This window comes from Streptomyces sp. M92 (assembly GCF_028473745.1).
Lineage (GTDB): Bacteria > Actinomycetota > Actinomycetes > Streptomycetales > Streptomycetaceae > Streptomyces.
Genome location: NZ_CP101137.1, coordinates 1,840,378 through 1,859,155, shown reverse-complemented (window position 1 = coordinate 1,859,155; position 18,778 = coordinate 1,840,378). Strand labels below are relative to the sequence as shown.

Genomic DNA, 18,778 nt, shown 5'->3' with positions numbered 1-18,778 from the left:
TCAGAAGTACCCCTCGCGCTTGCGGTCTTCCATGGCGGCTTCGGAAAGCCTGTCGTCGGCGCGGGTCGCGCCGCGCTCGGTGAGCCGGGAGGCGGCGATCTCGGCGATCACGGCGTCCAGTGTGGTGGCATCGGAGTCGACGGCGCCGGTGCAGGACATGTCGCCGACCGTGCGGTATCTGACCAGCCGGGTCTCGACGGTCTCACCGTCCTCCGGTCCGCCCCAGTCACCGACGGCCAGCCACACGCCGTCGCGCGCGAACACCTCGCGCTCGTGCGCGAAGTAGATCTCGGGGAGCTCGATGTGCTCGCGGGCGATGTACTGCCAGACGTCCAGCTCGGTCCAGTTCGAGAGCGGGAAGACGCGTACGTGCTCGCCGGGGGCGTGCCGGCCGTTGTACAGGTTCCACAGCTCGGGGCGCTGCCGGCGCGGATCCCACTGCGAGAACTCGTCGCGCAGCGAGAACACCCGCTCCTTGGCGCGGGCCTTCTCCTCGTCCCGGCGCCCGCCCCCGAAGACCGCGTCGAACTTCTCCGCCTGGATCTTCTCGGTCAGCGGTACCGTCTGCAGCGGGTTGCGCGTTCCGTCGGGGCGCTCGCGCAGTGCGCCGGCGTCGATGTACTCCTGCACCGAGGCGATGTGCAGCCGCAGCCCGTGCTTCTCCACCGTACGGTCGCGGAACTCGATGATCTCGGGGAAGTTGTGCCCGGTGTCCACGTGCAGCAGCGAGAAGGGGATCGGCGCGGGGGCGAACGCCTTCAGCGCCAGGTGCAGCATGACGATGGAGTCCTTGCCGCCCGAAAAGAGAATCACCGGGCGTTCGAATTCGCCCGCCACTTCCCTGAGGATGTGGACGGCCTCGGACTCCAGCGTGTCCAGGTGGGAGAGGGCGTACGGGTTGTCGGTATGCGGGCGGTCCGCCACGACTGCGGTCATGCCAGTCCTCTCTCTTTGAGCGCTGTGTGCAGCGCCGTCGCGGACTGCGCGGCGGTCTGCCGGTGCGTCTCGATGCGCAGGTCCGGGGCCTTTGGAATCTGGTAGGGGTCGTCCACGCCGGTGAGGCCGGAGATCTCACCGGCCGCCTGCCGGGCGTACAGCCCCTTCACATCGCGCGTGCGGCACACGTCGACGGGGGTCGCGACATGCACTTCGACGTACGCGGTCGCGCTGTTCGCGTGGCGTTCGCGTACGGCCGCGCGGCTGGCCGCGTACGGAGCGATCACCGGCACGAGCGCGATGACGCCGTTGCGGGCCAGGACCTCGGCGACCAGGCCGACGCGCTGGACATGGGTCTCCCGCTCCGCCCGGCCGAAGCCGAGTCCGGCGGACAGGCAGGAGCGCATCTCGTCGCCGTCCAGCACCTCGACGCGGCTGCCCTCGGCGCGCAGTCGCCCGGCGAGTTCACGGGCGATCGTGGTCTTGCCCGCGCTCGGCAGTCCGGTCAGCCAAACCGTCGCACCGGGCCGACACGTACAGAACTTCTGCGAGGTCATGAGCCCCTCTCCTCACCGCGGTCGTGTCGGGCGGAGGTCTGCGGGACGCTTGCGGCCTGCGCGGGAACGGGCACACCGGTGCCCGCGCCGGAGACGCGCACTGTGGTGCCGGCACCGGCGAGCGCTCGGCTGACGGGTTCCGGCGTGCGTCCGTCCGCGATGCGTACGGTGGTCACTCCGCCGGCGAGGGCTTCGCGTGCGGCGATCAGTTTGAGCGCCATGCCGCCCGTGGCGGACGGGTCGGGTGGGCCGGTGGGAGCTATGCGGCAGGTGCTGCGCACGCTGGCGGGGTCGTCGGGGTCGGCGAGTACGCCGGGCGCGCCGGTGAGAAGGAGGAGTCGGTCGGCGCCGAGTGCCGCCGCCAGCGCCGCCGCGGCGCGATCGGCGTCGACGTTGACGGGGCGGCCCTCTTCGTCGATGGCGGGCGGTGAGACCACGGGTACGTATCCGGCGCGCAGGAGCGTCTCGGGAAGCTCGGTGCGTACCGTGGCGATGCGGCCGCTGTGGTTGTCGCGGATGAGGACGGTGCGGCCGTCGACAACGGCTCGGACGGCGGACTTCCGGCGGGCGCGGAGCATGTCGCCGTCCATGCCGGTCAGGCCGACCGAGGGCACCTTGTGGCGAGAGAGTTCCGCCACCAGCGCGGGCTTGACCGCGCCGGCCAGGGCGAGGACGACCACTTCGAGGGTGTCCGGGTCGGTGTAGCGCGTGGTCACGTTGTCCGGGGCGACGAGGGTGCGCTGGGCGACGCCGAGTCTGCCGGCGAGACGCCCGATCTCGCCGGAACCTCCGTGCACCAGGAGGATGGAGTGTCCTTCGTGGACGAGACGGGCGACGTCGGCGCAGATGCCCACGGCGTCCACGGCCGGATTGCCGCCGCATTTCACGACTGTCAGCGGTTTGGTGGTCACGCTCTCTCCGGTGGGCCGGGATTTACAAGGGGTGGAGGCCGGGGAAGGTCAGGCCGAGAGTCTCGGGCCACCCCATGCGGATGTTGAGGCACTGCACGGCGTTGCCCGCGCCGCCTTTGACGAGGTTGTCCAGGGCGGCGATCGTGGTCAGGCGGCCGGTGTCCTCGTCGAGGGCGTAGCCGACGTCGCAGTAGTTGGATCCGAGGAGGATCTTCGGGTCGGGGTAGCGGAAGATGCCGCGTCGGTGCGCGACGACACGGACGAAGGGCTCCGCCGCGTACTGCTCGCGGTAGGCGCGGCGCAAGGCCTGCGTGTCCACGCCGGTGCGCAAGGTGGCATGGCAGACGGTCTGGACCCCGCGCACCGCTTCGACGCCGGTGGCGGTCATCGCGGCCGGCAGGCCCAGATGCCGGGAGATCTCGGCCTCGTGCCGGTGGCCGGTGGGCGCGAACACCCGCATGGCACCGCTGCGTTCGGCGTGCAGGTTGGCCGGGCCCGCGGTGGCACCCGAGCCGCTGGACCCGGTACGGGCGTCGAACTGCGCCCCTCGCTCGAGATCGATCAGACCCCGAGTCACCAGCGGGTACAGGGCGAGCACGCCGGCCGTCGCCATGCAGCCGGGAACACTGATCAGGTCTGCGGTGCGCATGCTCTCGCGGTGCAGCTCGGGAAGGCCGGGTACGAAAGCGTCGAGGAGATGGGGTGCTTGGTGGTCCTCGCCGTAGTAGCGCCGGAAGACCTCGGCGTCGTCGAGTCGGAAGTCCCCCGTCAGATCGACGACGAGTTTCGCGCGCCGGGCCCACTGCTCGGCCTGTGTCATCGCGACGCGGTGCGGCAGGGCCAGGAATACCACATCGCACTCGTCCACTTGGTCGGCCGAGCAGAACAGCAGATCCGTGGCGGACCGCAGATTCGGATGCACCCCGTCGACCCGTTTGCCCGGGAAACGCGAGGAGACCGCGCCCACCACCTCCACCTCGGAATGGCCGATCAGCAGTCGCAGCAATTCCCCGCCGATGTATCCCGCCGCACCGACTACCACCACCCGGGTCACGACCAGACCTCCCTCGTCGGCATGTTCCGATTCCCCACCAGGATTCTCTTTCGTAGAAACCGACATCGATATGCAGGGACTCTAGGAACTCACCCGCATCATTCGCGTCCGTACTGCGCTTACTTCTTCGGTCACCGATCCGGTCGGATCGGCCGGCGTTGTTCCGGAACCGGGTTCCCCGCATAAAGGACACGTTCGATCTCGCGCAACTTTTCATAATCCGCGCGGAGCTGCACCGGGTCGTCGGAGATCAGAATCACGTAACCCGGCTGCGAGGGGAAGTCGACCGTTCGCGTCAGCGGTGCGCCTTCCGGGTGCATCAGAACGGTGTGGGCCCAGGACGGCAGCGCGCGGACGACTCCCATGTCCTCATGGGAGGGTGCGATGCCGTGGTCGTTCGGGTTGATGAGATGTACGTAAAGGGTGTGCCGCAGCAACCGGTGCAGGCTGGCGGGCAGTCGGTTGAATTCGTCGGGTCTGGCCACCGAGAGGGCGATGAGATCGATCTGGTTGCTGGCCATGCTCCGGCTGAGGATCTGCGGGGCCGCGCCACCGCCGAGCCGGCCGGCGCACTCGACCAGCACGGGACCGTCGGCGGTCATCATGATCTCGACATGTGCGGCGCCGTTGTGGATTTCCAGCGCGTCGAGTATCCGGTGACTGTAGGACTCCAGTTCTTGGGCGTCCGGATCGTCCGGCGAAAGCGGCTCTACGTAGTCGTGGATGATGTGGCCGCCGGGGATTCGGCGTTTGCAGTATCGCCAGATCTCAGCCGTGTGATGCCGACCGTCACGGCTGACCGTATTCACGAAGTATTCGGTACCGGCCAGGAATTCCTGGGCGAGAACCACTGTGTTGCTCTGCCCCTGGCGGTTGGTGCTGCTCCTGATCTTGTCGTGGGCGGCGCGTACCTCCTCCGCTGACGCACAGGCCATGACGTTGTCCTGCCCGGCGCTGGAAACCGGCTTCAGAACGACCGGGTAGCCCGCGGTCGTCTCGGCCCACGCGATGATCTCGTCGGCGTCGGGCGAGACGATGGTGGCCGCGTGCGGAAGTCCGCCGTCGCGTACCGCGAGGACCATCTCGTATTTGTTGCGTCGGCAGGTCGGCCGGCTCATCCCGTTGCCCGGGGTGCCGAGTTCCGCGTTCAGTTGATCGGCCAGTTCCACGCCCGACTCGCCACCGGCGATCACGCAACCGATCCCCCACTCACGCAGCGCGGCGGCCGTGGCCGTCAGGTCGCCCTCGTGTCTGATGTCGTCGAGGAAGCCGTCGGGGAACTTCAGTTTCACCATGTTGACGTCGGGTTCGGGTGACCGAACATGCACACACTCCACACCCTCCCGGTTCAGCGCGGGAACCAGCAGATTCCCTGCCGAGTAGGCGTCGACCAGAGCCACTCGTGTCGTGGGGGAGCGCAAATCGGTTGCCATCGTCAGCTACCTCCGGGCAAGGGGCTTGTGTCGTGGTCGGAATGAGTTCGGTGACAGGCCGGCCGGCGCCGCGCGGTGAGGGCCCGCTGGCTACGCCTGGCCCCCGGGCCGCAGCCGTAGACCGTGCATGCCGTTGTCCACGGCGAGCACCGTGCCCACCGAAGCGCCGGACAAGGGACTGGCCAGGTAGGCGATCGCACCGGCGACCTCGTCAGCCGTCACCAGGCGGCCCGTCGGCTGGAAGGCGTCGAGCGCGGCCCGGGCAGCCACCGGGTCCGCCGCCTGTCGGAGCGACCTGTCGATCCAGGCGGTGTCAGCGGAGCCGGGGGCCACGCAGTTGACCCGGATGCCCTCGCGGACGTGATCGGCCGCCATGGCCAGCGTCAGCGCGTACACCGCCCCCTTGCTGGCCGAGTACAGCACCCTCTGCTCCACCCCCGCCCAGGCCACGACCGAGCAGGTGTTGACGATCGATGCGGCGGGTGAGCGCCGCAGATGCGGTATCGCGTGCCGGGCAACCCTGGCCATCCCGACCACGTTGACGTCCAGCACGCGCGACCACTCGTCGTCGTCGTTCGCGGTGACGTCCCCGACAGCGCCGATCCCGGCGTTGTTCACCACGATGTCCAGCCTGCCGAACCGCTCGGCCACCGCGTCGACGGCGGCTTTGACCTCGATGTCGTCGGTGACGTCGGCCTGGACGCCCACGATGCCATCCGGGAGCCCCTCCGGTTTCAGATCGAGAGCGGCGACCCTGGCTCCCCTGCTGCTCAGCAGCTTCGCCGTGGCCAGACCGATTCCCGACGCACCGCCCGTGACAAGGGCGGCCAGACCTGCGAAGTCACTCATGAATCCCTCTCCCGTCCACTCGGTGGCCAAGGCGCCTTCGTCCCGGCGCGTGCGCTGGTGGGCCCGGCTCACCCCAGTACGTCGGCGATGATGTCGACGCCCAGATCGATCTCCTCGCGCGTGATCACCAGCGGAGGCGCCACCCGCAGATGGCCCTTGGCCTCCTTGCACAGCAGACCGCGCTCGGCCAGCTCCTCGGTCACCCGGCGGCCGGCCACCCGCTCTTGTGCGAGCTGCACACCGGCCCACAGGCCACGGCCCCGGACCTCGGTCACACCGTCGAGCTCGACGAGGCGGGCGTGCAGATGCGCACCCAGTTCGCGGGAGCGGGCCTGGAATTCCCCGGTCGCCAGGAGCCGCACCGCCGCTCGGCCGACCGCGCACGCCAGCGGGTTGCCACCGAAGGTCGAGCCGTGGTCGCCGGGCGTGATCACGCCGAGCACCTCGGCGCGGCCGATCACCGCGGACACCGGCAGCAGCCCGCCGCTGAGGCTCTTGCCCAGGGTGTACATGTCCGCTCGGACGCCTTCGTGGTCCAGCGCCAGGGTCGAGCCGGCGCGGGCCAGTCCACACTGGACCTCGTCGGCGACGAGCAACGTGTTGGTGTCGTCGCACAGTTCTCGGACCTCGCCGAGGTAACCCTTCGGCGGGGTGATCACACCGGCCTCGCCCTGGATCGGTTCCAGCAGGACCGCCGCCGTGTGCTCGGTGATCGCCGAGCGCAGCGCGTCGATGTCGCCGAACGGCACCACCTTGAAGCCGGGCGTGAACGGGCCGAAGCCGGCACGGTGGTTGGCCTGCGTGGAGAACGACACGATGGTCGTGGTCCGGCCGTGGAAGTTCGCGCCCGCGACAATGATCTCGGCGCATCCGTCCGGCACGCCCTTGACCTGGTAGGCCCACTTCCTGGCGATCTTCACGGCCGTGTCGACGGCCTCACCGCCGGAGTTGGAGAACAGCACCGTCTCGGTGCCCGTCAGCTCGGCAAGCTCACGGCAGAACGGCCCGTACTGATCGTGGTGGAATGCCCGCGTGCTCAGCGTCATCCGGTCGAGCTGCGCCTTTGCCGCGGCGATGAGTTCGGGGTGCCCGTGGCCGAAGTTCATCGCGGAATACCCACCGTGGAAGTCGAGATAACGCCGGCCTTCCACGTCGGTCACCCAGGCGCCCTCCCCCTGGGCGAGCACCACCGGGAACGGCACGGAGTCATGTGCTCCCCAGCGCTCGGAAAGGCCGATGTGGCCCTGGGCGGAGAGAACGTCCACAGTCATGGCGAAACTCCTCCTGCGTGCTCCCGTCGGAGCCGTCGTCGTAAAGATGGTCCTGCTGGGTCTGCCGCGTTTCCCACGCGTGAGTCAGCTCGCCGCCACTACGCCTTGTGACCGACTCCGGCATAGATGGCAAGGTCGGCCTTTTCTCCGGACGTTCCCTCGGCCGGATGCCACTTGGCCGCGGGCACCACACCGGGCGCGACCAGTTCGAAATCACCGAAGAATTCGGCGACCTGCGCTCGGGTGCGGGGATACATGTCCTCGAAGGCGCGCCTCAGCGTCTCTACATTGTTACGTTCCGTCCAGGGAATGTCGCCAGCGACGTGGGAGACCACCAGATAGCTCCCCGGGGGCAGGGATTCACGCAGAACCGCGGTGATTCTCTCGGGATCCGCGTCCTCCGGCACGAAGTGCAGCACCGCGGCAAGCACACAGGCCACCGGGCGGCCTGAATGGATCAACTTCTGGATGGCCGGCTGGGCCACCAGCTCCTCGGGGCTTCGAATGTCGCCCTGAACGAAGTCCGTCCCCTTCGTGCCGGCGATAAGCGCGCGCGTGCGCTGCCCCACCTCGGGATCGACGTCGCAGTAGACGACGGAACCCGAAGGTGCCATCGACAAGGCGATCTCGTGCGTATTCGGAGAAACGGGAAATCCGGAGCCGATATCGATGAACTGATCGACACCCTGCCGGCTCAGCCAACGCACCGCCCGCGAAAGGAAGGACCGGTTCTCCTGCATGGCCGCAAGCAGATCGGGCGCCTGCAGTCGAATCCAGGCACCGGCCGACCGGTCGGCTTCGAGACCGCTGTCGCCACCTATGAAGTAGTCGTAGACGCGTGCGGGGTCACTGCCCCCGGCCGGCCGCTGAGTCACATTCTCGATGGTCATGGCTCGACGTGCTTCCCCTCGACGATCCACTTCTGTCGACCCGTGGCAGGTCGCCTGGCAGGAAAAGAGTGGCACGGACCGCGGGAACACCGGGGTAAGCGAGAGGCTTATCAACAGCGGACAAAATTCAACGTACCGTGTCCTCGTGAACGAACCTGCCACAGACGCGCATCCGGCCTCAGCATGGAACCATTGAGGCGCACCATTGAAATCGAAATGCTGGGGGATCGATGCCGCTTCACCCCGTCGTTGAGGGAATCAGAAAATTTCGCATGGCAACCAAGTTCACCCCGCTCTATGAGATGTCGGTGGCGGAGGCCAGGAAGGCGGACAGTGAAACCGAAGCCGAAATCTGGGAGTGGATCGAGAAACCCCAGGAAATCTTCGACCTGGACATCGAAGGACCGGCAGGGCCCCTGACACTCAGGGTGTACCGCCCGCAGCAGGAAAGCGACGAGCCGCTGCCCGTCCTGGTGTACTTCTTCGGCGGCGGCTTTGTCGTCGGCTCGCTTGACACCTCGGAGGCGATCTGTCGCGCACTGTCAAGCATGGTTCCCTGCGTGGTCGTTTCCGTAGGCTATCGGCTTGCGCCCGAGCACCCCTTCCCGGCCGCTCCCGAAGACTGCTACGCCGCCGTGCGATGGGTGGCGGACAACGCCTCCAAGATCGGTGCGGACGGCGGGCGCATCGCCGTCGCGGGGGACAGCAACGGCGGAACCCTGGCCGCGGCGGTGTCGCTGATGGCAAGGGATTCCGACGGACCTCGGATCTCCGCCCAGGTGCTCATCTACCCGGCGATGCGTCATGGATGGGTCACGGCCTCCATGCGCGACAACAAAGACCCGATGTTTTTCAACGGCCACTCGGTCCCCTGGTTCTGGAACCACTACCTGGCCGATCCCGCGGACGGCGCCTCGCCCTACGCCTCACCGCTTAATGCGACCGACCACAGCGGACTGCCCGCGATGCTGATGATCACCGCCGAATACTGTCCACTGCGCGACGAGGGCGAGGCCTACGCGGATGCGCTCTCGATCGCGGACGTGCCGGTGGAGTACCACCGGTACAAGGACCTGCCGCACGGGTTCTTGGCCATGGCCTCCGTACTCGAAACCGCAAGGGAGGCACTGGACGGGATCGTCGCGTTCCTGCGCCGGCGGCTGGCCCCGGACGACGTGGAGCAAAGCCGTCTCGAGGGCTGATCGGAGTACTGATCGACGTGTGTGAACCGACCATGAAGCGAGGTGCAAGGTGAGCGACTCGGACATCCTGCAGCAGCCGGAAGCAGCCCCGGCCCCTCCCGCCCGGCAATCCACCGGTGGCCGCAACACAGCGGTCCTGGTCGGCTTCACCGCCGTGACGAGCCTCGCCGACGGCGTCATGAAGACGGCCCTGCCGTTCCTCGCGGCACAACTCACCGACTCCCCCACCCAGATCACCGCGGTCTCGATGACGCTCACGCTGCCCTGGCTGCTGATCGCGCTGCACATCGGTGTGCTCGTCGACCGCTTCGACCGGCGGCGGCTGCTGTGGGTGGCGAACGGGATGCGGATGGCGGCGATGGGCTGGCTCACCCTCTCCGCCGTGGGCGGCGGCGTCGACCTGGCCCAGCTCTTCGTTGCCGGCGCGGTCCTCGGCGTCGCCGACGTACTCGCGTCGATCTCCGCCTCCGCCCTGGTACCGGCGGCGGTCCCGGAGGCCGGCCGGGAACGGGTCAACGCCTGGATGCTCGGGGCCGAGACCGTGGGATTCGAGTTCGTCGGGCCGTTCACCGGTGGCCTGCTGCTGGCCGCGGGGACCGCTATGGCGCTGGGGGCCATCGGCATCTCGTACACCGTGGCGGCGCTCGCGTTGCTTTTGCTGGTGGGCCGGTTCCAGGCAGCCGGGCGCGCCGCCCTCGGGGCGGCTCCCGCCTCGGTCGGCAGCCGGATCGCGGAAGGGCTGCGCTTCATCTGGCGCGACCGGGTGCTGCGCACCCTCATGCTGGTCGTGGCCATGCTGAACGCCACGTGGGGCGCGTGGCTGGCGCTGTTTCCGCTGTACGCCACGCACACACTGGAGTTGAGCCCGCAGCGATACGGCCTCGCGCTCAGCGCTCTCGGCATCGGCGGATTGACCGGCGCGCTGGTGGTGGCCCGGGTGAACCTGCTCCTGGGCCCGCGCTGGGCCATGTTCGCGGCTCCCCTCGGCACCACCACCCTGGTCGCTCTGCCCGCCGTGACCACCAGTCTGTGGGCGGTGATCGTCGGGGCCTTCCTCGGTGGCATGGGAGGCACTCTGTGGACCGTCAACTCCCGCACCGTCACCCAGCGGTTGGTGCCCGACGAGATGCTCGGCAGGTTCAGCGCCACCTTCCGCTTCTTCGCCTTCGGGGCCCTGCCCGTGGGCGCCGGCCTGGTGGGCGTACTGGCCGAGCTCATCGACGTGCGGGCGGCCTTCGGGGTGTTCGCCCTGGCGACGCTGGCGACCCTGCTGCCCTTCTTCAGGAACATCACCCCCTCGGCACTGGAACCGCGCTGATGCGGGCCGCCAGGCCGTCCGGGACAGCGACCGCCGACCAGGCGGCGAACGGCTCGGGGTGAAGGGAGGGGCCTGCCGGCCCGCCCGGCGAGACGGCCCTCCGTCCCGCCCGCGGGGTCGGCAGGCCCGGGCGCCGTGTCAGGCCCGTGCCGACGGCCACCGGCAGGGGACCGGCCGCGCCGCGCCGGCGACCAGTTCCGCGCCGCCGCGCACGGACAGGGACGGTCGGGGCCCACGTACCGCGAGCGATCCCACGTACGGGGCGGGCAGCGGCAGGTCGCACAGAGCGAAGTCCTGCGGGCTGCCGAGTTCCTCGGGGAGCGCGACCGGCGTCGAGCCGCTCATCTCGATGCGCCTCGGGTGGATCCCAAGGCCTTCGCCCACGGCCTTCAGCAGTGCTTCCTTGCGTGTCCACAGCCGTGCGAAGTCCGCGTAGCTCAAGCAGGTCGCGCGCTCCCGTTCCGTCAACGCCGACACCAACGGCTGCTCGCCCGCCGTGGCGTCCTCGATGTCGACGCCGACAGCCCGGTCCGATACGGCCACCACGGCGAGGCCTCCGACGTGGGAGAGCGAGAAGTCGCAACGGACCCCCGCGGTCTCCACGACCGGTTTCCCATGGCTGCGATCACCGCAGTGGGCGCAGGTGCGGTCGAAGCTCAGCATCGCCGGATCCACGCCCAGCCTCTCGCCGAGAACGAGTCGCGTCAGAGCCCACGCGGCGAGGAAGCGTTGCCGGTCCGCCTCGCCCAGGATCCGCCGGCGGCGGGCGCGGTCGCGGCCGTCGAGGAGCACGGCGAGTGACTCGGGCACCTGGTGCACGCCGATGTACCAGACGTCGGCCGCGGACACCGCACTCCTGCCCGCGGCCCGGGCCGCCGGCTCCGCGGCCGGCCCTGTCGGCGGTGGTGCTGCCATTCTTCTCGGCCTCCGGTTCGGGTGGCTCGCTCGGTGGCCGCCGCGAGACCGCGTGGCCAACGCCGCATGGAGCGCAGTGGACATGAGTACGGTGTCCACGACGCTCCAGCGTTTCCGTCGTCGAGTCGTTCGGTCAGCCCACCGGCACGAGGAACTTCGCGCTGATCCGGTCGAGCGTACGGAAATCGTTGACGTCCAGTGAGCCGACGTCGATGGGCTCTCCGGACAGCTCTTCCAGCAGAGCGACGAACTCGAGGAACGAGACCGACGCGATGAGTCGGGACTCGATGAGATCGGTGTCCCCTGTGATCTCCGTCTGCAGATCCGGGTTCTTAGACCGGATCCACTTGATGATTTCCTCCATGCCCTTCCCTCCTAATCTACGGACTCATTGAGCGCGGCAAGCGCCCGCTGAGGATTGCCGTGCGCCTGCAGTACGGCGTGAACCCAGCGCTCCACACCGAAAGCCAGGCAACCGCTGTAGGCGTCCTCCTCCCCGAAGGAGATACCGAGACGCTCACCGAAGAAATTGCGGTGCCGATTGACCGATGCGATGGCCGTCCCGTCGTCCGACACGAACTCGAACTTCACGGGATCCATTTGATTGAGGAGCGCCCTCGATCCGCTTCCGAGGTAGAACGGATCCGTCGCGGGTTCATGACGTACCTTGATGCCCAGTCGGTCGGCCAGGCCCAGCACGAGCTCGGTCGACCGGGTCAGATGGTCCGCCACGCCTTCCCTGCTGCCGAGATAGAGCGCTTCACGCATGTGGAAGGAACGCAGCCGACGCAGACCGTCGTAGTGGTCCTCGTTCCGGTAACAGCGGCCGACCGAAGTGATGACCTCCGGCGCCTCGAGGTGGCGCCCCCCGAAACTCAGGAGCAGGCCGTAACAGGTCGCGGTCGGGAGACAGTTGCCGGTCGGCACGAGGTCGTGGTCGCCGGACGGTGCCGATTCCTCCCCGCGCGCCAGCACTTGGCGGGTCTCGTCCGTGAGCGTGGCCACGGGCAGCGCGAGGTGTGGGAAGTTGCGGAAGAAGTCGAGGCGCGCCAGGTCCTCCACGGGGAGCAGTGCCGGGCCGGCCACCGGCCGCGCACCCAAGGCGACAGCGATCTCCCGGAAGCGGGCCTCCAAAGCGTCGAACAGGGCGGCCTCTTCTGATTCAAGAACCGTGATTCCAGGGGCGACGAACGCCGGCATGAGGATCTCCCGTCAGCGGAACAGGCCGATGTGTCGGTAGAAGTTGTTGGTTCGCCTGGTGATGCGAGCCGTGATGGCCGCCCTCGCAGGATCGGCGATGACAGTGGCCCGGAACCGTGCCGGATCGGGGATACCGGCGTCCTGGTAGGCCTCGCGGCTGTAGAGCATCTGAATGATCAAATCGATGTACCCGCGCAGGTACCGGCCGACCTCTTCGACTTCCTCGGCTGAGTGCTTCCGCCGGACCTCGTCGAAGAGTGCCGAAACCAGCTTGCCGCCGAAGGCGATATGCCGGGACTCGTCACGGTGGTGAATGCGGTTGACTTCGCGCACCGTTTCCGGCAGGTTCTCGTCGGCCGCCATCTTGGCGTTGAAGTAGTCACCGATCTGCTCGAAGATGAGTATCTGGCTGAAGACGATGAAGTTGTTCATCTCCGGCGAGCGGTCATCGGTCGGGAACACCATGCGCCGATCGGGATAGATGCGGCCGGCATACCGCAGACAGAACTCGGCGAAGAACCACATGTGCTCGTTCTCTTCACCGATGAAGTGGTGGAAGTACGGCGTCGGTATTTCGTAGCCGGGCGTGTGGATGCGACGCATCACCTCGATGAGCAGCTCCCTGATGCCATGAGCAATCAGGCTGTAGAGGTTGACGCTCTCCCATCGAGAGAGCTCGACGAGCTGCTCCCGGCTCAGTTCCTGTTCTGCGCTCGTGCCGTGAACGGACAGCAGATCCCGGCTCATCCACAGGTCTTTGGGCTCGATCGATTCGGGCCACTGGAAGGTGCGGTACGGATTGTAGTAGTCATCGACGGAAACGTCGATCAGCCGGTGCACGGCTCGGGAGAACTCTTCCGTCCACTCGATTGTCGTCGGGGCTGACACGTGACCTCCGCAATAGGACCATTGGTTGACCGGCCGACACCACCGGTTGCCGCGCCTGGAAGAACGCTACGACCGGGTCGACGGCAGGAGCGTCCGCGACGATTTCATTCGCGGAGACCCAGTGCGTTGACCTTTCTTCCCCGCCGCTAGACCTCCCGCTTACCCCGTCGGCGGCTACTGCCGGCGGGGACTCGGGCCGGCCTGGAATCCGGACCCGACCAGGGCTCCCTGAAAGTGGTTGAGCACGTCCTTGCCCGCCTCGGCAGGGGCGCAGCGGGTGAAGAACCCACCGTGCCCGCGGGCCATCATGACCACCCCCCAGCTCACGATCCAGGGCCGGGATCCGACGCCCGGCTCCGGGAAAGGCTCGGGAACCGGATGGATGCGCCGCTGCAGCACGTAGGGGCCATCCATGGCGTCGAGCAGCAGCTTGCGCCACTGGTCCGAGGTGACGTCGGACGACCAGCCCGGAACGACACCCTGACCACCATGCAGCAGGGTGGGCTTGAGGATCAGCTCGTGCTGGTCGGCCATCGCGTGATCGAGCAGCGAGGCCTCCGTGCCGTCCTCGAGGAGGACGGGTCCCGAGGTCACCGGTGAGGTCCAAGGAAGCAACCGGTCGATGACATCCAGCTCCCGCGCCGAGAACAGATGGCGGTGTGCCCGGTTGGAGAGCATGGCCAAAGCGGCCTTGCTGCCGTACAGCTCCGACTCCAGCGAGGTGAACATGCGCACCTCGCCCCCTTCCAGCGCCCCGAGCAGGGGCTCCATCAGCGCCTCGGCGTCGTCCGAGAGGAGGTCCTCCATGAGGAACTGCCGGTAGACGATGTCAATGGGGCGGTCGTCGAGCCACAGCCTTCCGTCCCGCCGCTCGAGCTGCCCGACATGGCACGGACGGGCTTCCAGTCCGTGATCGCCCCACCGCTCGCACATGGCACTCATGTACGGCTCGTTCATCGCGAAGTGCCGGGGCCACTCCACGTGCGCGATGAACGGGCGGGCATCGGGCGCCAGCTCCATCTCGGCCCGGACCGTGCGGACCTGCTCCGTCAGCGTGTGGACGTGCTGGAGTCCCTCCTCCGCGGCGAACCGGCTGAATTCGGGGTCCGCCAGGAATCCGCTGCAGATGTCCAGCTCGAAGCCGATCGTGCCGCCCATGTTGAATTCCATGAGGCGAAAACCCGTCCGGTCGTGGTAGAGATCCGCCCGCCCCATGCTCGTGGGAGGGTTCGGCAGACCGGCAAAGGAGCGCTCGATGGCGCGTACCTGCACGTCCTCCATTCCGCTGGCACGGGCGAACGCGGCGACATCTCCGTCGAACAGAAGACGCGGAAGGCGGAAGAGCGCGTCGCGCAGCACTTCCAGGTCCCGGTTCAGCGCTTCGGTCTTCGCCGCCGAGAGAAACACCGGGCGCGGCGCGTACGCGTCTCCGTAGGAGGCACGGCCGGCCTCGCTCCTGTGGACCGGTCCGAGGAGTCGCCCCCCTATCCGCTCCAGGTACCTCTCGGTCAGTGCGTGGTCACGTGACATCTTCCTGGCACTCCTCAATATCCGGTGGGACCGCGGTGAGCCGCCGGTCGCACGTCGTCGATGCCCGGTTCCCGCGGGCCGGCCTCCCGCTGGGCGGCGAGCCATGCCTCGACCTCGTGCGACTCCGTGGGGAGCGCCTCGGTCAGCAGACGGTGGCCATGGGCCGTGACCAGGACGTCGTCTTCGATCCGCACCCCGATACCGCGCAGCTCCTCGGGTACGAGCTCGTCGTGCGGCTGCAGATAGAGGCCGGGTTCCATGGTCAGTACGTGGTTCTCCCGCAGCACACCGCTGCCGTAGGTCTTCGGCCGGGCATGTCCGCAGTCGTGGACGTCCAGGCCGAGCATGTGCCCGAAGCCGTGCAGCGACCAGCGGCGGTAGGTGAGGGAGGACGGGTCCATCGCCTCGTCCACGCTGCCTTTCAGGAGGCCGAGCGACCTCAGCCCCTCGGCCAGCACGCGCATGCAGACGTCGTGGATCTCCGCGAAGGCCGCGCCCGGAGCCAGCACCGCCAGCCCCGCGTTCCGCGAGGCGTGCACGATGTCGTACACATCGCGCTGGGCCGGACTGAACGTGCCCGAGACCGGCAGTACCCGGGTGACGTCCGCGGTGTAGCAGTTGTTGTTCTCGATGCCCATGTCCATGAGCAGGATCTGTCCGGGTTCGACGCTGCCGTCGTTGCGTGCCCAGTGCAGGATCGTGGAGCGGGGGCCGCCCGCCACGACGGAGCTGTAACCGAGGGCGTTGCCGTCGACGCGGGCACGCCAGGAGAACACCCCCTCGATGTAGCGCTCGGGCGTCGGGGCGTCGGGCCGCAGCCGCCGGGCGACGTCCTCGAAACCACGGACCGTGGCGTCCACCGCGTCCTGGATCTGGGCGAGTTCCCACTCGTCCTTCTCCATCCGCAGCTCGCTCAGCACACTGGCCAGCATGGCGTCGCGGCCGGTGTTGTCGGGTGTCACGGGCAGCATGCCGTGATCGAGGCCGCCGTCGATGCCGGCGTCGTAGCCGCGCAGGACGCGCAGCCGGTCCGAGGAGGCCATCGCGCGCAGCGCCGGGCGCAGTCGGTGCAGCGGGCGCGTGTCGATCGCCAGGGTGGCGGCCTTCTCCTCCGGGGACTTGCGCCGGCCGACCCAGATCTCGCCGTCCATCCGGTCGAGGTACTGAGCACCGGACTCCGCGTTCGAACGCGGCCGCGTGTAGAGGACGGCGTCGTGTGTGCCGGCCGTCGGGTACATCACGAGCACCGAATCGGGCTCCTGGTCGCCGGTGAGCCACAGGAAGTCGCTGCCCGCCCGGAAGGGGTAGGGGGAGCCGAACGTGCGTGAGTGGATGGTGCCCGTGGGGATCACCAGGGTGTCGCCCGGGAACGCCGCCGAGAGCAGGTCCCGGCGCCGGGCGAGGTGCTTCACCTGGGGAACGGGGGCGAGATCCGCCTCCCCGTCGCGCCAGCCGGTCGTCATGAAGTCCAGGAATCGCTGGGGAAGCGCCCGGTCGTGGCCGCCCGAGCGCTCTTCCCGTCCGATGTTGGCCAAGCTCTTGTCCTATCCGTGTGTGGCCGGTGATGCGTCGTGGTCGATCACGTGGGCGCAGGTGATCAGGTCGAGGTAGGCGCACCCGGTGGACGCGAAGACCGTCCGCCGTTGCGCGAAACCGGCCGAGCCGGGTCCGGTCAGGACGTCGAGTTCCGCGGCCGCCGCGTGGCTCTCGCCTGCTTCGGCGATCGCTGTGGCCAGGTCTTCGACGATCACGACGCTGGTACGCAGGAGTTCGGCGGGCAACTCGCGGGATTCGGCGGTGTGCGCGCCCATGCAGTTGATGTGGATGTTGGCGGGCAGGTCCGACGAGATCGGCAGCGGTGCCGTGGACGTGGTCGCGGTCGACAGGATGTCGACCCCCCGGCTCGCCTCCTCGGCCGAGTCGCACACCACGACATCGACCGCGGACCCGGCGACGCTCGCCATGGTGGCGATGTCACGAGCGAACGCCGCTGCCCGGCGTGCGTCACGGGAGAAGACCCGGACCTCACAGAGGTCACGCACCGCCGACACCCCGAGGAACTGCTGCCGGGCCTGGACTCCGGACCCGATGATCCCCAGTACCCGGCTGTCCCGTACGGCGCACCGATCGGTCACCAGGGCCGTCACGGCCGCACACTTCGCGTTGGTGACGGTCTCTCCGTCCAGCGTGCCGAGGTGCCGGCCGGTGGAGACGGAGAACGCCGGGACCCGCGCGGTGACGGTCGCCCCCCGGCCCGCCACGTCCGGCGCCACGATCGTGGCGACCTTGTTGATGTAGAGGTCGTGGTCGGGTGACACGGCGGGCATGGAGATGAACTTCGCCCCAGTCCCGTCCTCGACGGTCTCGCGCGGCGGGACAAGCATCCGCGCCACGGCCCCGCTGCGCAGGGCCTCGCCCATCGCCCCGGCCAGTGAGCGGACGAACCTCGCGGACGACGTGCGCTCGATCGCCGTTGCCGTCACAGGAATCCGTCCAGCACGTCCTGGAGGGTGTCGACGAACTTCTCGGTCATGGCCGTGGTCATGTCGCCGCGCAGCATCAGCCGGATGCCGGCCTGTCCACGAGGCACCACCGGGAAGAACATCGCCGAGCAGTAGTAACCGCGCCGGTAGAGCTCGGTGGCCAGTTCCACGGCCCAGTCGTTCTCGCCCACGGTGACGAACTTGATGTGCGATCCGACGCCGCGGATCGACCGGTTCTCCATCCTCCGGTCGAACAGCGCGATGTTCTCGGCCAGCTGTCGCTGGCGCGCACCCAGCTCCGGAGACCGGTGGACGGCGATGCTGCCCAGGGTCGTCCCGATGGCGGCGGTACGCAGTCCCTGGGACCAGCCCATCGGGCCGGAGCGGTACAGGAAGTCGAAGACGCTGGACGAGCCGAGCATCGCGATCCCGCCGGTGGAGCCGAACGCCTTGGCCGTGGAGGCGACGATCATGGTGCGTTCGTCGAGATCACTAAAGACCGACCGGGCGTAGCCCTCGCCGTTCGGCCCCTGGGTGGACAGGGCGTGGGAGTCGTCCATGTAGACGTACATGCCGTACTTCTCCTGGAGGGCCCTGATGGCCTCCAGGTCGGCCAGGCCGCCGGTGGAGTAGGCGCCCTCACAGACATAGGCGACGCGCGGGTACTTGCGGCACACCTCTTCCAGGAAGTTCATGTCGTTGTGCGGGGCGGTGAGCACGAGCGTCTCGTCGGCCACGACCGGCTTGAGGAAGTTCATCGAGAAGTGCGCGAACCGGTCGAAGACGACGACCAGGGGATCGGTCCCGGTGATGTGCCCGGACGCCAGCAGCGGCAGCACCGCCGCGCTGATCACCCCACACGAGATCGAAGGCAGCACGGGCGTGTCGAACAGCGCCGAGAGCTCCTCCTCGAGGCGGTGGGCGGCCTCCAGCCGGATCCGGAACTCGGCCATGGCCAGTCCGGTGACGTTCTCGCTCCGCAAGGCCTCGACGCCGCTTTCGACGACGGTCGGATGGCTGTTGAGGCCGAGGTAGGAACAGGAGGCGAGGTTCAGGAACTCATGCCCTGTGCGTACGTCGCGCAGCCGGTTCTGGCCACCACTGGCGTCGACGCGGATGTCGAGCATGCCGTGCTCCGCGGCCAGGTTCCAGGCTGCCTCGCCCGCCGGGACCATGCGCTGGTTGTTGCGGAACCGGTGCGGTCCCATCGTGGTGTCGTACAGGGGGTCGATCACGGTGGTGTGCATGCGTCTCCTCGTCGGGGCGGTTGGGAGGGAGGGGACGGCGGACGCGGGCGCTCACGGCGAGGTGCGAAGTGGCGTGGCCGCCTGACGTGTCTCG

Annotated in this window: 18 protein-coding genes; 2 read left to right on the top strand and 16 right to left on the bottom strand. The window is 68.4% G+C overall.

What is annotated here, in order from left to right:
- From cysD to M6G08_RS08385, 8 genes are all read right to left on the bottom strand, one after another.
- Positions 1-936 carry a sulfate adenylyltransferase subunit CysD gene (cysD, locus tag M6G08_RS08420; RefSeq protein WP_272586548.1) on the bottom strand — a complete coding sequence of 312 codons (936 nt, stop codon included), beginning with the start codon at positions 934-936 and terminating at the stop codon, positions 1-3.
- Positions 933-1,493: an adenylyl-sulfate kinase gene (gene cysC, locus M6G08_RS08415; protein WP_272586547.1), complete on the bottom strand. Its 561-nt coding sequence runs from the start codon at positions 1,491-1,493 to the stop codon at positions 933-935. The genes cysD and cysC overlap by 4 nt, the downstream gene beginning before the upstream one ends.
- A complete protein-coding gene (locus tag M6G08_RS08410) occupies positions 1,490-2,404 on the bottom strand; it encodes a [LysW]-aminoadipate kinase (protein ID WP_272586546.1) in 915 nt (304 codons plus the stop codon). The genes cysC and M6G08_RS08410 overlap by 4 nt, the downstream gene beginning before the upstream one ends.
- 22 nt (positions 2,405-2,426) lie before the next feature.
- Complete coding sequence (gene argC, locus M6G08_RS08405; protein ID WP_272586545.1) at positions 2,427-3,458, bottom strand: N-acetyl-gamma-glutamyl-phosphate reductase; 1,032 nt, start codon at positions 3,456-3,458, stop codon at positions 2,427-2,429.
- Positions 3,459-3,589: 131 nt separating this feature from the next.
- A complete protein-coding gene (locus M6G08_RS08400) occupies positions 3,590-4,891 on the bottom strand; it encodes an ATP-grasp domain-containing protein (protein ID WP_272586544.1) in 1,302 nt (433 codons plus the stop codon).
- Positions 4,892-4,981: 90 nt separating this feature from the next.
- Positions 4,982-5,740 carry an SDR family NAD(P)-dependent oxidoreductase gene (locus M6G08_RS08395; RefSeq protein WP_272586543.1) on the bottom strand — a complete coding sequence of 253 codons (759 nt, stop codon included), beginning with the start codon at positions 5,738-5,740 and terminating at the stop codon, positions 4,982-4,984.
- Positions 5,741-5,808: 68 nt separating this feature from the next.
- Complete coding sequence (rocD, locus tag M6G08_RS08390; protein WP_272586542.1) at positions 5,809-7,011, bottom strand: ornithine--oxo-acid transaminase; 1,203 nt, start codon at positions 7,009-7,011, stop codon at positions 5,809-5,811.
- A 98-nt stretch (positions 7,012-7,109) separates the two neighbouring features.
- Entirely contained in the window at positions 7,110-7,901 is a 792-nt protein-coding gene (locus M6G08_RS08385; protein WP_272586541.1) for an SAM-dependent methyltransferase, read from the bottom strand.
- A gap of 272 nt (positions 7,902-8,173) precedes the next feature.
- Between M6G08_RS08385 and lipP1 the strand changes: the two genes are divergently transcribed.
- Positions 8,174-9,103 (top strand): LipP1 family hormone-sensitive lipase, encoded by a 930-nt coding sequence (lipP1, locus tag M6G08_RS08380; protein WP_272586540.1) that lies wholly within the window; start codon positions 8,174-8,176, stop codon positions 9,101-9,103.
- A gap of 49 nt (positions 9,104-9,152) precedes the next feature.
- Positions 9,153-10,421 carry an MFS transporter gene (locus M6G08_RS08375; RefSeq protein WP_443048758.1) on the top strand — a complete coding sequence of 423 codons (1,269 nt, stop codon included), beginning with the start codon at positions 9,153-9,155 and terminating at the stop codon, positions 10,419-10,421.
- A gap of 138 nt (positions 10,422-10,559) precedes the next feature.
- Here the strand turns inward: M6G08_RS08375 and M6G08_RS08370 are convergent, their stop codons facing one another.
- The 8 genes from M6G08_RS08370 to M6G08_RS08335 form a co-directional block, all read right to left on the bottom strand.
- Positions 10,560-11,270, bottom strand: a complete 711-nt coding sequence (locus M6G08_RS08370) for a 4'-phosphopantetheinyl transferase family protein (RefSeq protein WP_272586539.1) — start codon at positions 11,268-11,270, stop codon at positions 10,560-10,562.
- Positions 11,271-11,469: 199 nt separating this feature from the next.
- On the bottom strand, positions 11,470-11,700 hold the full coding sequence (locus M6G08_RS08365; RefSeq protein WP_272586538.1) for an acyl carrier protein: 231 nt from the start codon (positions 11,698-11,700) through the stop codon (positions 11,470-11,472).
- A gap of 11 nt (positions 11,701-11,711) precedes the next feature.
- Positions 11,712-12,536 carry an aminoacyl--tRNA ligase-related protein gene (locus tag M6G08_RS08360; RefSeq protein WP_272586537.1) on the bottom strand — a complete coding sequence of 275 codons (825 nt, stop codon included), beginning with the start codon at positions 12,534-12,536 and terminating at the stop codon, positions 11,712-11,714.
- Between the two features lie 12 nt (positions 12,537-12,548).
- Complete coding sequence (locus tag M6G08_RS08355) at positions 12,549-13,424, bottom strand: diiron oxygenase (RefSeq protein ID WP_272586536.1); 876 nt, start codon at positions 13,422-13,424, stop codon at positions 12,549-12,551.
- Between the two features lie 174 nt (positions 13,425-13,598).
- On the bottom strand, positions 13,599-14,831 hold the full coding sequence (locus M6G08_RS08350; protein WP_272586535.1) for a hypothetical protein: 1,233 nt from the start codon (positions 14,829-14,831) through the stop codon (positions 13,599-13,601).
- Positions 14,832-14,968: 137 nt separating this feature from the next.
- Positions 14,969-16,489, bottom strand: coding sequence for an aminopeptidase P family protein (locus M6G08_RS08345; RefSeq protein ID WP_272586534.1), 1,521 nt, complete (start codon positions 16,487-16,489; stop codon positions 14,969-14,971).
- Positions 16,490-16,498: 9 nt separating this feature from the next.
- A complete protein-coding gene (locus tag M6G08_RS08340; protein ID WP_272586533.1) occupies positions 16,499-17,437 on the bottom strand; it encodes an ornithine cyclodeaminase family protein in 939 nt (312 codons plus the stop codon).
- Positions 17,434-18,684 carry an aminotransferase class I/II-fold pyridoxal phosphate-dependent enzyme gene (locus M6G08_RS08335; RefSeq protein WP_272586532.1) on the bottom strand — a complete coding sequence of 417 codons (1,251 nt, stop codon included), beginning with the start codon at positions 18,682-18,684 and terminating at the stop codon, positions 17,434-17,436. The genes M6G08_RS08340 and M6G08_RS08335 overlap by 4 nt, the downstream gene beginning before the upstream one ends.
- Positions 18,685-18,778 lie beyond the last annotated feature (94 nt).

Excerpts from the sequence above, each read along its gene's own strand:
- cysC (WP_272586547.1), bottom strand. The coding sequence starts at position 1,493 with ATGACCTCGCAGAAGTTCTGTACGTGTCGGCCCGGTGCGACGGTTTGG.
- M6G08_RS08385 (WP_272586541.1), bottom strand. The coding sequence starts at position 7,901 with ATGACCATCGAGAATGTGACTCAGCGGCCGGCCGGGGGCAGTGACCCC.
- lipP1 (WP_272586540.1), top strand. The coding sequence starts at position 8,174 with ATGGCAACCAAGTTCACCCCGCTCTATGAGATGTCGGTGGCGGAGGCC.
- M6G08_RS08335 (WP_272586532.1), bottom strand. The coding sequence starts at position 18,684 with ATGCACACCACCGTGATCGACCCCCTGTACGACACCACGATGGGACCG.
- rocD (WP_272586542.1), bottom strand. The coding sequence starts at position 7,011 with ATGACTGTGGACGTTCTCTCCGCCCAGGGCCACATCGGCCTTTCCGAG.
- cysD (WP_272586548.1), bottom strand. The coding sequence starts at position 936 with ATGACCGCAGTCGTGGCGGACCGCCCGCATACCGACAACCCGTACGCC.
- M6G08_RS08365 (WP_272586538.1), bottom strand. The coding sequence starts at position 11,700 with ATGGAGGAAATCATCAAGTGGATCCGGTCTAAGAACCCGGATCTGCAG.
- M6G08_RS08400 (WP_272586544.1), bottom strand. The coding sequence starts at position 4,891 with ATGGCAACCGATTTGCGCTCCCCCACGACACGAGTGGCTCTGGTCGAC.
- M6G08_RS08395 (WP_272586543.1), bottom strand. The coding sequence starts at position 5,740 with ATGAGTGACTTCGCAGGTCTGGCCGCCCTTGTCACGGGCGGTGCGTCG.
- M6G08_RS08360 (WP_272586537.1), bottom strand. The coding sequence starts at position 12,536 with ATGCCGGCGTTCGTCGCCCCTGGAATCACGGTTCTTGAATCAGAAGAG.